At 63.8% G+C, this 13,053-nt stretch carries 11 protein-coding genes; 7 read left to right on the top strand and 4 right to left on the bottom strand.

Annotation, left to right across the window (positions count from 1 at the left end; all coding sequences use genetic code 11):
* On the top strand, positions 1-413 hold a 413-nt coding region (locus ACFWP5_RS40815), incomplete at its 5' end, for a transposase family protein (protein WP_384169040.1).
* A 31-nt stretch (positions 414-444) separates the two neighbouring features.
* On the opposite strand, the gene ACFWP5_RS40810 is transcribed toward ACFWP5_RS40815, so the two are convergent.
* Positions 445-1,101: an Eco29kI family restriction endonuclease gene (locus ACFWP5_RS40810; RefSeq protein WP_384169037.1), complete on the bottom strand. Its 657-nt coding sequence runs from the start codon at positions 1,099-1,101 to the stop codon at positions 445-447.
* Positions 1,102-1,160: 59 nt separating this feature from the next.
* The gene (locus ACFWP5_RS40805; RefSeq protein WP_384169034.1) at positions 1,161-2,015 is read right to left on the bottom strand and encodes an Eco29kI family restriction endonuclease; all 855 of its coding nucleotides are present in this window, start codon (positions 2,013-2,015) and stop codon (positions 1,161-1,163) included.
* A 118-nt stretch (positions 2,016-2,133) separates the two neighbouring features.
* Between ACFWP5_RS40805 and ACFWP5_RS40800 the strand changes: the two genes are divergently transcribed.
* The 6 genes from ACFWP5_RS40800 to ACFWP5_RS40775 all read left to right on the top strand — a co-directional run bounded on the left by ACFWP5_RS40800 (position 2,134) and on the right by ACFWP5_RS40775 (position 10,888).
* Positions 2,134-3,486, top strand: a complete 1,353-nt coding sequence (locus ACFWP5_RS40800; RefSeq protein WP_384169031.1) for a DNA cytosine methyltransferase — start codon at positions 2,134-2,136, stop codon at positions 3,484-3,486.
* A gap of 4 nt (positions 3,487-3,490) precedes the next feature.
* The gene (locus tag ACFWP5_RS40795; RefSeq protein ID WP_384169028.1) at positions 3,491-4,285 is read left to right on the top strand and encodes a very short patch repair endonuclease; all 795 of its coding nucleotides are present in this window, start codon (positions 3,491-3,493) and stop codon (positions 4,283-4,285) included.
* A 602-nt stretch (positions 4,286-4,887) separates the two neighbouring features.
* Positions 4,888-7,242, top strand: coding sequence for an ATP-binding protein (locus ACFWP5_RS40790; RefSeq protein WP_384169024.1), 2,355 nt, complete (start codon positions 4,888-4,890; stop codon positions 7,240-7,242).
* A complete protein-coding gene (locus tag ACFWP5_RS40785) occupies positions 7,239-8,903 on the top strand; it encodes a DEAD/DEAH box helicase family protein (RefSeq protein WP_384169021.1) in 1,665 nt (554 codons plus the stop codon). Before ACFWP5_RS40790 ends, ACFWP5_RS40785 begins: the two co-directional genes overlap by 4 nt.
* A complete protein-coding gene (locus ACFWP5_RS40780; protein WP_384169018.1) occupies positions 8,900-9,499 on the top strand; it encodes a hypothetical protein in 600 nt (199 codons plus the stop codon). Before ACFWP5_RS40785 ends, ACFWP5_RS40780 begins: the two co-directional genes overlap by 4 nt.
* A 9-nt stretch (positions 9,500-9,508) precedes the next feature.
* Positions 9,509-10,888, top strand: coding sequence for a sigma factor-like helix-turn-helix DNA-binding protein (locus ACFWP5_RS40775; protein ID WP_384169015.1), 1,380 nt, complete (start codon positions 9,509-9,511; stop codon positions 10,886-10,888).
* A 48-nt stretch (positions 10,889-10,936) separates the two neighbouring features.
* On the opposite strand, the gene ACFWP5_RS40770 is transcribed toward ACFWP5_RS40775, so the two are convergent.
* Together ACFWP5_RS40770 and ACFWP5_RS40765 are read right to left on the bottom strand one after the other, a co-directional pair.
* Positions 10,937-12,022: a DUF262 domain-containing protein gene (locus ACFWP5_RS40770; RefSeq protein ID WP_384169012.1), complete on the bottom strand. Its 1,086-nt coding sequence runs from the start codon at positions 12,020-12,022 to the stop codon at positions 10,937-10,939.
* Positions 12,022-12,747: an FRG domain-containing protein gene (locus ACFWP5_RS40765; protein ID WP_384169009.1), complete on the bottom strand. Its 726-nt coding sequence runs from the start codon at positions 12,745-12,747 to the stop codon at positions 12,022-12,024. Before ACFWP5_RS40765 ends, ACFWP5_RS40770 begins: the two co-directional genes overlap by 1 nt.
* Between the last annotated feature and the right edge of the window lie 306 nt (positions 12,748-13,053).

The raw sequence follows: 13,053 nt of genomic DNA, 5'->3' as shown, positions 1-13,053 counted from the left end.
CCGACTTCTCCCAAAAACACCGACGCCACGGCGTGAACGTGCAGGTGGTGACCGATCCAGCCGGACGACTGCTGTGGATCTCACCCGCCCTGCCCGGCCGCGCGCACGACCTCACCGCGGCCCGCACCCACCGGATCATCCGAATCTGCGAACGCCAGGGCATCCCGATCCTCGCCGACCGCGCCTACATCGGAGCCGGCTCATGGGTGACAACACCCCTCAGACGCCCACCAGGCCGCGACCTCACACCAACCCAGCAAACCGTCAACCGCGCGCTCTCCGCAGCCCGGGCACCGGTCGAGCGCGGCATCGCACGGCTGAAGTCCTGGCGGATCTTCCGCAAAGCCCGGTGCAGTCCCAACCGCATGTCGTCAATCGCAGCCGCCATCCTCACCCTGGAGCGGCACCGCTGAAAAGGCTCACTGATAGCCAGCCACTGCGAGCTTACGAAGTTTCAAGGTCGAGGTAGCTGTCAGCGTCGGGGTGGGGCCACGGCAGCCTGTCGTAGTCACTCACTTGTCGCGCGACGTGCGCCTCGGTCTCCGCGATCAGCGTCTCGACGTCATGGATGACGCCGCCGTGAGTACGGCGACGCCCATCATGCACGGTGTCCCACTTGCTTTTCTTGCTCTGGCGGGTCGTCGCACCTTGCTCTTTGCTACCGAATCCCTTGAGCTTGCTGTTCCACACCGGCGTATATCCGACGCGCAACGCGTTCTCCCCCAGATCAGCGTGCACGTCAGGCAGCAGGAGGGCCCGGAACCGGAACTCGGCGATCGGCAGCCCACCCTCCATGATCGACAGTCGGTGTTGCTTGAGCCGGCTATGGAGCGGGTACCGTTCCCGAACCCTCTCCCCAGTCGCGCTGTTGCTGGAAAGGGCCTGCCCCGCATATACGGGGATTTGGAGACTGGCAAGTGAGAGGTATATGGCAACGCTCGCGCCACGGTAGTAGAGGGCATAAAGCCCAGATCCTTCGAACCTTGGGATCTCGTGTGTCATGGAGACCAGGGGCTGCCGCTCGAAGGTCTCGCAGATGGTGTTCGCGATCTGCACGGTCGACAAAGGGTCAAACGACGCAGGGGTGTACTCGGTGGGCATGGTTTCCTGATCGGTGATCGAGCACCTGTAGGTAGGTCTCGCCCGGGGGTTACGGTCGATTACTGCGTTTCCCGGTCGCTCGGGACATCAAGGAGATCGTCTTGAGTGATCTCCTCGGACGACGCCTCGGGCTCACTCTCGACCACCTCGCCAGACCGGTAGTACCTCCAGGCACTCTTGTACTCGTTCGGAGAGTCCGAGTACATGATCACGTACCCCATGAGGGAAGTGATCTGCCATGCCTCTGGAAGCGTCCTGGATACCACGCGGAATGCCTCATCAGCGGACAAGCCAGCCTGCGGCACAGTCAAGAAAATCGCCTTCGAGCGTGGCGGCTCGCTGTACCGGAAGTTGTAAGAGAGTCCGTTCTTGAGGGCTTTAAGGAAAGAACTCAAAGAGATCTGTCCAGGTTCCAGACCCTCGACGGGACGGCCCAGGTCAATCGGGTAGAGAATGTCGAAGTGGTTCTTCTTAAGGATCGTACTGTCGCGCTGGCGCCCTGGGTCTTTATTGCCGAAACCATTATTATTCCACGGTATGCTACCCATTTCCTTATGGTGGCTTATTAGCAGCTGTTCAGGCGCCAGGGCGGAGAAGTCCTCATCGACGTATAGACAGGAGAACGTGACGTCGCGGAGGTCGATGTTGCGTCGACCAGAGAGCTTCCGTAGATGGTTGGCCAGCCGACCGGGCAGAGACTTGTCAGCCTTGCCTACGTATACGAACTCGCCCTGCAGGTAGAGCTGGTAGACACCGGGCCGCTCATCGAGACGGGCGAGGTATTGCTCGGCGAGCGGAGCGCGACCGAGGTGCGTCAACGCCCGGGCCAACTGATCACCGAGGGCCTTAGTGATGCTTAGCCGGAAGTCATCGTGGTACGTGCCACGACCGTCCAACCTGGCTGCCTGCGTCATCCCCTTGGGCCCCTTCCGCCGCGTTGATCACCATGAACCCTATGGTCTTGCTCACTTACGGGCGAGTCGTTCGAGCGAAAAGCCACCATGATCACCAACTCCGCGGTATGGTTTCTCCATGGTTGACCTGCCTGAAGAAGCGAAGAAGCCGCGGACCAGTGTTGAACTGTTCGCAGGCGGAGGCGGCCTTGCCATGGCGGTCCATCAAGCAGGCTTCCGCCCACTCTTGTTCAACGAGTTCAACAACCGGGCCTGTGAGACGCTCATCGCGAGCGCGCAGAAGACCCTGGGCGTCGACGGCCTGGAGCGCACTGCGGAGAAGAACCCCAAGCCGCCACAACCGGGACAGCCCGCTCCCCTCTACCCAGGGGACGTTCGCGACCTGGACCTGAGTGCCTTCCAGGGCGAAGTCGACATCCTCGCCGGAGGCCCCCCATGCCAGCCATTCAGCGCCGGCGGGGTCGCCAAGGGTGACGAAGACAAACGCAACATGTTCCCCGCCATGTTCAAGGCCGTGCGAGAGATGCGCCCGAAGGCGGTTATCTGCGAAAACGTACGCGGCCTGCGGCGGGCGTCATTCGCCGAGTACTTCCAATACATCCAGAACGAGCTACGCCTTCCGTTCGAGAAGCGCGTGGATGCGGTCAAGTGGCAGGATCACAACGCCCATTTGAAACACATTCTCGACCAGCTATCCACGGAGGACAGCGACCCGGATCACTACAAAGTCGTGGTAGTGCCGGTCAACGCCGCCAGCTACGGCGTTCCGCAGGTGCGCAACCGGGTCGTGATCGTAGCCTTCCGGGCAGACCTCGGCGTGGACGTCGACGCATTCGAAAAGTACGTCACGACCGAGAGGTTCTCCGAGGCGGCTCTATACCGGTCCATGCGTGACGAGGACGGCGCGTACTGGACACGCCACCCAGACGTGGAAGACCACGTCCGTGACCTAGTACGAGCACGTCTCCCCAAGGTGATCAAGGAGGACGACTGTCAGCCATGGCGAACGTTGCGTGACGCCATCCAGGGCTACGGAACAGACGTGGAACTTCCCGCGCTGCCGCCTGTCGACCTAGACAGCCTCCGCGAGAAGCCCGACTTCGGCCGGAAAATCGGTGTCGTCGGTCATATCGGGTGGCCTGGGGCCCGCATCTATAAGGGCCACACCCCAAACGAACTAGACCGTCCCGCGAAGACGGTCAAGGCTGGCGTTCACGGCGTGCCAGGCGGCGAGTCCGTGATGCAACTGGACAAGCGAATCCCCGACGCCTCGTCGCCGGATGGCTGGACCTACTTGCATCGCTACATGACCGTACGCGAGACCGCGCGCGTAATGACGTTCCCGGACGAATGGCATGGCTCAGGCCCCCGCGGTGAGCAGATGCGGCAATTGGGCAACGCTGTTCCGGTCGTTCTTGGTGAGTTCTTCGCCAAGGCAGTCGCCGACGCCTTGGCTGCGGCGGGACACTAGAGACATGGCGCAGACAGGGGTCGGGGGGCGCTGGAAAGACAAGCTGCCCCCGGAGAGCGCGTACAAGCGTCGAGTCGGTGCAGCCACACCAGCGGTTGAGCAAGACCGAGCCGCTGGCGGCCGCAGCCGACGTAACGTCAACCTGGGCGACGGGCGCCTCGCCCGTGCCTCGATCACGCTCCGCTTGTACCGGAGCACACGGCGCATTCGCGCCTATCTACGCTGGTCACGGGACGGCAAGACCGAGGAGAGGTACGTCTGCGAGGTCGGATTCGACTCACGCAAACAGAACCTGGCCGAGGCATGGCTACAAGCCCGAGCGAAGGGGTTGCTGGCAGAAGAAACGCTGCCTCCCGAGTCGACCGCGTCATCGATCGAGGTACGGGCTTCGATGCGCGGCAACCGCAGCAAGAACACTAGACCGGAGCTATTGCTCCGCAGCCTGCTCCATCGCCGCGGCATCCGCTACAGAGTCGACACCCGGCCAATCGCCGACGTCCGGCGGAGAGCCGACCTCGTCTTCCCCGGAGACCGTATCGCGGTCTTCGTGGACGGCTGCTTCTGGCATGGCTGCCCGGACCATTACCGGCCCGCAAGAAAGAACGCGGACTTCTGGCGAGAGAAAATCAACGGCAACAGGGCAAGAGACACGAACACCAACGACACACTGGCTGCCGCCGGCTGGACAGTCATCCGCGTCTGGGAACACGACGACCTCGCGCAGGCAGCGACTCGAATCGAGAACGCCGTCCGGCGAAAGCGCGGCTCCGCGCACCTCGCTACAACGGGCGACCACTGATCACCTCGCTGACGGCGCCATCCAAACGGTGCAGGACGATCCTGCCGTCCCTAGCACTGTGAGCCACCAACGTCTCAGGGGTTAATACCAGCCTCAGCCAAGATGCCCTCGTGGACAGGGCAACGGTGCCGAGGGCGCCGACAGTGACTTCGAATGGGCTTCGAATCACCACCCCAGTCTTTCATGCGTGGTGAAAGGGGGATCAAGCCAAAAGGCACTGCTTCGAGTGAGACAAGGACCAGTGCCGGGGCGGCACTTGACTCGCTGGTGTAAAGGTGGGGAACACAAAAACCTGAAGCCGTCGCAGAACGCGTCGAAACCCTGATGCGTGAGAAGACCGCAGTACCAGCCGCCTACTCAGTCAGCCGTTACCCCACCGCCCGCGACCGGATCACCCCTATTAGTAGGGTTTCAGTACTTTCGTCCCTGTCCCGGCAGCCACACGATTCGCGGGGGTTCGCAAACTCCAGCCGGATTGTCAGTGGCCGCCTCTACCCTCAGGATCGAACGCTCAGTTCATGAGAGTCGGGCGGCTTCGCCGTGCCCACGCGCGCCGCGGCCGTCGCAATAGCGCCCCCACCCGTCAGGAGGGTTCCGCCGGAGTGAAGATCACCCCTTCCGCCCGAGTGCTCAGCATGCTGGGCGAGATCGATTTCGACGAGTGGCAATGTGTGGCCGAACTCGTCGACAACCCCTTCGACGACTTCCTCGACGTCCTCCGCTCAGAGGTGGAGTGGCCTGACGGCTTCACGGTCAGCGTGACTTTGCCGTCGTCCCCGAAGGGAGTCCTGGAGGTCCGCGACACCGGGCGGGGCATGTCGTACGAGCGGCTGGCCCGCGCGGTGCGGGCCGGCTGGTCCGGGAACGACATGCACGACAAGCTCGGCCTGTTCGGTATGGGCTTCAACATCTCAACCGCCCGCCTCGGCAGGCGCACCCGTATCCTGACTACGCGCGCGGGCGACACGGAGTGGATCGGCGTCGAGATCGACCTCGACCAGATCAAGGACGACTTCGAGGCGAATGACATCACCGAGCCGAAGGGCAACCCGTCCCACCACGGCACGAGGATCATCGTCGACCGCCTGCAGCCGACGCGTGCCGAGTGGCTACGCCGCAACGGCGCCTCGCTCCGCAACATCCTGGGCTCGGTGTACTCGTGGATCCTGACCGAGCATCCCTTCGAGCTCTACGTCGGCGGGACCCAGGTCAAGCCGGTCCGCCACTGCCGCTGGGGCCACGACCGTTACGTGCTCTACAACGGCAAGGAGCGGGTCCCCGCCTACATCCCGATCGACGAGAAACTCCAGGACGGGATCGCCTGCCGGGATTGTGGGGAGTGGCAGATCGGTTCGAGTGAGGTCTGCTCGGTCTGCGGCAGCGGCAACCTGGCCGTTCGCGATCGCCGGATCCACGGCTGGCTCGGCGTCCAGCGCTACCTCGACAAGACCGAGTATGGGATCGACTTCCTGCGCAACGGCCGGAAGATTTTGCGTTGGGACAAGCAGCTCTTCACCTGGAACAACCCCGACGGCGTCGCGGGGAACGAAGAGCCCGAATACCCGGTCGAGCTCGCCCACCAGGGTGGCCGCCTCATCGGCGAGATCCATCTCGACCACGTCCCCGTCACTTACCAAAAGGACGCCTTCGAGTACGGGGACCGCAGCTGGCTCACCGCCGTAGAACTGCTACGCGGCGTGGCGCCGCTCCAGCCCCAGCGCGCCAGTAAGCTCGGCTACCCAGAAAACGAGACCCCGCTCGCCCTACTGTTCAAGGGCTTCCGCCGCAACGACGCGGGCCTGCGCTGCCTCGTCCCCGGCGATGGTCACAAGCCGATCCACGCGGATACTCGAGACTGGGGCCGGAAGTTCCGGGCAGGCGCCTCCGAGTTCCAGACAGACGAGCACTGGTGGCAGGCGGTCCTGCGACACGAGGAGATCAAGAAGCGGGGCAAGGAAGTCAAGACGGCGGCTAGTGTGCCGACCCAGCCCGACGAACAGGCCGTCCTGGGAGCCCTGGGCCTCCCCGCCGACATCCCCGCCTCCGGCGCCGTCCAGCCTAAGACCGGCTCCACGGTCGTCTCAACCGTACCCGCCCAGACCCCCGTGGCGATCAAGGAGAAGACGGAGACCCGCAGCGAGCGCCTGGCCCGGTACGAGAGCGCGACGTCACCGCACGCCTACCTGAGTCGGCCATTCGGCCACCCCGATCTCGGTTACGTGAAGGTGCGGACCCTGCTGCTGAAGCCGGGCGAGCAACTCCTTGACGACAACGGCCTGCGCGTCCCAGTCCTCCTCGACCAACGATCCGGCAACGAGCTAACCGCCCTGGTCGACCCCGAGCACGCCGCGTTCCAGCGGTTCGGCGCGGACTACGCTGACCTCCTCTTGGTCGAACTGGCCGCCGTCCTAAAGGTTCGGGCGCGCTCCGACTGGAGCCCTTCCCAGCTCGTCGCCGCGATCCGCGCGGAGTCCCTGCAGGACAGCGCACTAGACGGCACCACTGTCGGCGCGGAGGCCCGCGACCTCCTAGCGGAGATTCGCGAACGTGTGGCCGAGGTCCTCGGCCGGAGCGGCGGCGACTACGCAACCGCCTACGGTCATCTCTCCGACGAGGAAAAGATCGCGACCGAGGAGGCGATGATCGCCGCAGGACGTGTCGGTCTCGTCGGCCGTCTCGGCCTGGACTCCGGGTTCGTCCACCACGTCCCCGCGCTGGCCCTGGTCCGGCTCGTCGAGGCGATGCCGACCTCGTTCATGGACGGAGTCGTCTTCCGTGGCCCGTACGCCGGGGTGTCCTCGCCGTCAGGGAAGGCCCTGAGCCTGGCCCGGGTCACGGGCTGCCTCGCGGACGTCGCGACGCTCGGCACCTTCGCCGGGGAGGCCACCGCGCCGCAGCTGCGGCGCGCCCGCCTGAGCATCGCCCTTCTGCGCGACGAACTGGCGGGTGAGGAGTGAGTGCCGCGTTCCTGACGGCCGCCGAACTTCGCGACGGCGGCCCGGAGGGACTGACCAAGGCGCTCGAACGGACCCTGTGGCACCTGGGATTCCACGACGTCCGCGTCATAGACGGCGCCCACGACCATGGCGCCGACCTGCTCGCGGTCCGCGACCGCGAGCAGTGGGTCTTCCAGAGCAAATGGAAGGCGCACGGCACGGCCGATCACGTGGGCGTCGATGACCTCGAACGCGCTCGCACCCACTACCGCGCCGACAAGGCCGTCCTGGTGACCAATACGAACATCACCGCGTCGGCCGAGGCGCGGCGCCGGGCACTTGCGGGAATCGGCGTCGACATCACCCTGTGGCACGGAGCCACGCTGGACGCCATCGGCCAGAGAATGTCTGACCACGTGCCCGCCCCCTACGCCCTGCGGCCGTACCAGGAGCAGGCCGTGGCCGCGATCGAGCGGGACCTCGACGCCGAAGGGACAGCTCTGCTGGTGCTGGCGACGGGCCTGGGTAAGACGGTCGTCGGCGGCGAGGTCATCGGCAATCTCCTCGTCTCGCATCCGGACGCACGCGTCCTGGTCGTCGCGCACATGCGCGACCTGGTCGGCCAGTTGGAGAAGGCACTGTGGCGCCACCTCCCGAAGAGCGTCCCCACCCGCCTCCTCACCGGCGAAAGCAAGCCCCCAGCCCTCGACGGAGTCGTCGTCGCGACCGTCGAGTCGGCGCTATCCGCCGTGCGTGCGGGGTACGAACCCGACCTCATCATGATCGATGAGACTCATCACGTGGCCGAGACCGGCAGGTTTGCGGAACTCCTCGATCTGTGCGGGACTGCGGGACGATTCGGAGTCACCGCCACCCCTTGGCGTGGCGACAAGTTCGATATCACCGCCCGCTTCGGCCACCCCAGTTTCAAGATGGGCATCGCCGAGGGCATGGCAGCGGGCTATCTATCGGCCGTCGACTACAAGCTGTACGCGGACGGTGTCGACTGGGATGCCGTCCAGGACATCAGCCGTCACGGCTACTCCATCAAGGATCTGAACCGGCGCCTGTTCCTCCCCCAGCGGGACGAGGAGATCGTCGAGCACCTGCGGACGGCCTGGCGGGAGACCGTTGAGCCCCGCGCCATCGTCTTCTGCCAGACCATTGAGCACGCCGAGCACATGGCGGACCTCCTCGCCGTCGCGGACCCGACATGGGCCAACGCCTCCCACCTGCACAGCGGTCTACCGAAGCGTCACCGTGACGTCCTGCTCAACGAGTTCCGTCTCGGCCGAGTCCCGGTGATCACCTGCGTTGACGTGTTCAACGAAGGCGTCGACGTGCCCGACGTGAATCTGATCGCCTTCCTGCGCGTCACCCACAGCCGAAGGATCTTCGTGCAACAGCTCGGTCGAGGGCTGCGCCTGAGTCCCGGCAAGAAGGCTCTGAAGGTCCTCGACTTCGTGACCGACATCCGTCGCGCCGCGGCGGTACTGAATTTGCGCCGGACGCTGGAGGCCGAGGAGACCGAGCACCTGGAACTCCCGCATGTCTCCCGGATCGAGTTCCAGGACGAGACGGTTGGCTCCCTGATGGACATGTGGATCCAGGACGCCGCCGACCTTGAGACCGCTGCCGACGAAGTCCGTCTCCAGTTCCCCCTACCGAAAGGAATCCTGTGACCGACTACAAGATCCCGCCCGCCGTCGAGAAGGCCGTGGTCACACGGATCTACACCCAGGCCGATGATGCCCGGTGGCCACACCTCCAGGACGCGGACCGCACCCGCCTCTACCGGGAGTGGACGGAGGACCCGGAGATCGGCGGCCGTCTTCTCGACTTCGTGGGGCAGCGGGCGAACATCCGCCCGTGGCTGAAGGACTGTCCTATGAAGGAGTACGAGCGGGCGCGGCGAGGGGAAGGCAAGTACTCCAAGTACGTGACGCGGCCGGCCGCGACGCTCGAGCAGATGGTCGCGGCGATCCTTGGCCCCGGCTGGGAGGTCGTCCCAGGGACCACCCAGCAGAAGCCGATGCGCGCGAGGATCCGTGAGGTTGGGATGGAGGACAAGGAGCGGCACTTCGTGGCTGGCATGGCGGCGAACCTAAAGCATCTCGTGTGGCCGGCCATCCTCGATCGGTCCACCGGGGAGACCTGGCCCTGGATGATCTGCGTCGTCGATCCGTTCCGTGCCCCCGTGTCGCCCGAGGCAAAGGAGGAGCACCGGCGCATGGCCGAGTTCCTCGGCGTACGGGTCGTCTATTTCAACGAGATGTAGGGGTAACCGATGGGGGACGCATGGTCGATGGGCGAGTGGCTGGTAAGGGTGTGGGAGACCGGGGTCTTCGACGAGCGTGAAAAGGCCGTCGTCACAGGCCGGGCCGAGGGTCGGACGCTGGACGTGGTCGGGATGACGCTCGGACTGAGCCGTGAGCGCGTGCGCCAGATCCAGAACCGAGCGCGGAAGCGGCTCGCGGACATGGCGGATGTCGTCCAGGACGGCTGGCGGGAGACGGCCCGCGCCGCAGGAGCGGGCCCGGCTGCCCCGCGAGAAGCCTTCGCCGCCGCACTCGGGGGCGTCGACCATGTGGCGCTGGAGGAACTGCTGGCTGCGGCCGGGCTGGACGCGCCGCAGACGTGGGCGGGCCCCCTACGCGGCTGGTGGAGTGCCGACCCCGGCGCGCTGGGCGGCGCCCTGCGCCATCTTGTCGACACCGCTCCCTTCCGGGGCGACGACCTCAGCCGGGCTGCCTCCGAGGCCGGACTGCCCGCAGGTCTCCCCCTGGCCTGGCTCCTGAGCCACTCCGCATCGCGGCTCGCCCTGAGTCTCGACGGGCACTGGGTCCGCCGTAAGGCACGGGGACGCGACGCCGCGTACCTGTGGCTGCTGGAGGCCGGGCGTCCTTGTCAGCCTGATGAGCTGCTTGCCCCGATGTCCACGACGACCGTCGCGGCCGTGCGGGAGGCGTTGCGCCGTGACGACCGGTTCCGGCAGATTCGCCCCGAAGGCGTCTGGGCCCTCACCGAGTGGACGCACCTGCGCGCTTCCCCGTACACCACGGCGGTAGAGGCGATGATCGCGGTGGTCACCGAGTCGGGTCCCCTCTCCCGGGCACAGCTCTTCGCCCGGGTGACGGAGTTGCACCCGGTCACCCCGTGGCGTCTGACGCAGTGCCTGATCAGCGACCAGCTGGGCGAGACTACCGACGGCCTCATCGACCTCGTCTCCCGCGGCGCCCGCCCCATCCAAGAGGAGAAACCGGCTCGGCCCGACTCGATGGCCATCGAGGGCGACGTCCTAGGGGCGCGGATCCCCGTCACTCGGGACGTCTTGCGCGGCAGCGGCATCAACGTACACACGTGGTTGACCTGGCGGCTCGGGCTCCGACAGGCTCCCATGAGCCGCACGTTCACGACGGCTGGCGGACATCCGCCCCTCATCGTCCGCCGCCGCACCAGCAGCGCCCAGCTCTCCAGCCTCCGCCGCCACGCGCTCGAACTCGAGGTCGTCGACGGCTGCGTACTCGCCGTTCTTCTCCGCCTCGATGACGACACCGCGCGCGTCGGTCACGGCTGCGCGCCGGACACCTGCCCGGCGCGGCGGGCGCGGGCCGCCGACGGTGCGTATCTGACTGATGCAATGGCCTCCGCAATCGGATATACGTGAAGGCTCGACGCCACTGTCGCCTAGCGGCGAGGACGTTGAGTGACACTCTTACAACAGGTCAGGATTCTTGCCGAGCGTCCCATCGAGGAAACTCGTAAGAACTTTCACCCGATAGCCGAGTGCGGACCCGTCGTTCGGGCTCTGCGCGTAGCGATCAAACTCGATCAGCTCGTACTGGGCTTCCGAAAGATCAGACTCTGCTCTCGCGCGATTCTGCTTCCTCACATCCTCGAATTCTTCCAATTTGGCACGCGAGGGGAATTTTCCATCGCCCGCCTGGTGGATTTCTTGGAAGAGAAGGTAATAGACGGATACCATGCCGACTTGAGAGAGAAGCTTGTCACTCTTTTCGAAGCACTTAGCCATCGCGTCGAGAATTCCCGCCACCGACGCCTTCTCCTCCTCTACCTGCTTGACTCCCGCTTCATTTTTCTTCTTCACATCTTTCACGAAGGAATCTAGGTGGAATTTCTTCGCGTCGACCACCCGACCCATATGTGACCAGTAGAGGAATTTAACAGCCAAATCCCAATGACGATAGCGCCTGTTAGTGAACGTGAGATTCTCGGTGAAGAATGAGCGTAGAGAGAGCTCTCGAATAGCAGGAGGGATGGGCCCCCCCAATGCATTTCGCTTCTCTGCAGCATTGAGTGGAACAGCTTCGTTCAGCCGAGAAAACATCTCCTCGATGATCTCAAGGTCGTCAGTCCTGATGGTAATGATGTCCAGGCTGGTCGCATTGAAGTATGCGGCGATTTCCGGGTGCTTTTCTGAGAGTTGCTGATAGGTTAGGCCGCCCGCCTTAACATCAGGATCCTCAAAGTAAGTGAAATCTTCAGCGAGTGCAAATTTCCCTTCAAGGAATTCCCAGATGGCCTGGAGGCGCTGTTTCCCATCGATGATGGCATACCGGAGCCGCTTCCCATCTACCACCTTTCGGGCAGCGAACTCGTGGAAGTAGATCTTCGGTACGTCAAAGCCATTGATTAGTGAGTCAATCAGCAGTTGCTGCTTCTCAACGGACCAGATGCCGCCCTGACGTTGATAGACGGGATCCATTTCGATTTGCGGCTTTTGCTGGTGAATGTACGCAACCGAGCTGTTACGCAACGGCGCAATAGAAAACTCTTCCATCAGAACTCGCTCTTCACGTATTCGGCCAAGTGGGTGAGATCTGGATACACCGTCATTGCGTTTATCCCAAGCACTTTCAACTGTTCACGAATGAACGCTTTTCGTGCTAGCGGGATTGAGTGACTTTCCAGGTATGTCCCTTCGTGCATATTTTCAAGCGGTTCGAATGACCTATGGCAAATCGTAAAGGTGCCACTCTGTGCCACAATTCTACCGAAGGAGCGCGCCGCCACAGCTGCCACTGGCGGTTGAATTGGACTTGGACTTCTCGCCTCCTCTGGAAGATAGTGATCAAGGATTTTGTCGTGCCCGAAGAGCAAGATGCCCGGCGATCCGGGACTGCTTTTCTCGTTTAGATCATTCGGCCGAAGAACCCAAAAGCGGCCATCCGCGCTCGCGTCAGACTCACATGCAAAATACAGGCCGATGAGGGGATTCTCGCTCCAGTCAAGAAGTCGAGTTGGAAGACCGTGATGCTGCGCAAGGAAGAGCCAGTCCCACTCGCTGCCAAGCGGGGCGGCGATACGAGGGATCGCATTCTGCTTAAACTTCTTCAACAATAGACTCTCGGACTCGATCCACTCTCGCTTGCGCGCCAGAGACGGAATCAATGTCCACGAGACGTCCGCATGGCCTCTATACCACCGGGTTTCCGGACCTCCCTCTGACGCCAAGACCTTCATTAGGTCTTCAACGCTCCCGATTTCCCCGATTGGTTCGCTCATTGGCCGTTGGCTGCTCTCACTCCGTCATCCCCATCACTGATGGGGAGATCATTGCACAGCCACTCAGGTGAGCGCGGCGAATCACCAAGAAATGACACTGCGGATCGCCCTCCCCGACTCAGGCCGTATACGTGATCTTGAAGGCCGCCACGTGCCTGTGTACGCGGACGGGATCCAGTTCTACGGCGACGGGTAGGTCGGCTGAGAATGGTGCAGGTACCAGTGTCCCCATGCGGTGGGCAGGAGACATCGTTATCCACGGCCCAGAGGCGGTGGTGCCGCGCTGACGCGCCTCTCACGCCGTCG

Source organism: Streptomyces sp. NPDC058469 (assembly GCF_042721125.1).
Classification (GTDB): domain Bacteria; phylum Actinomycetota; class Actinomycetes; order Streptomycetales; family Streptomycetaceae; genus Streptomyces.
This window is presented reverse-complemented; position numbering and strand designations above follow the sequence as displayed.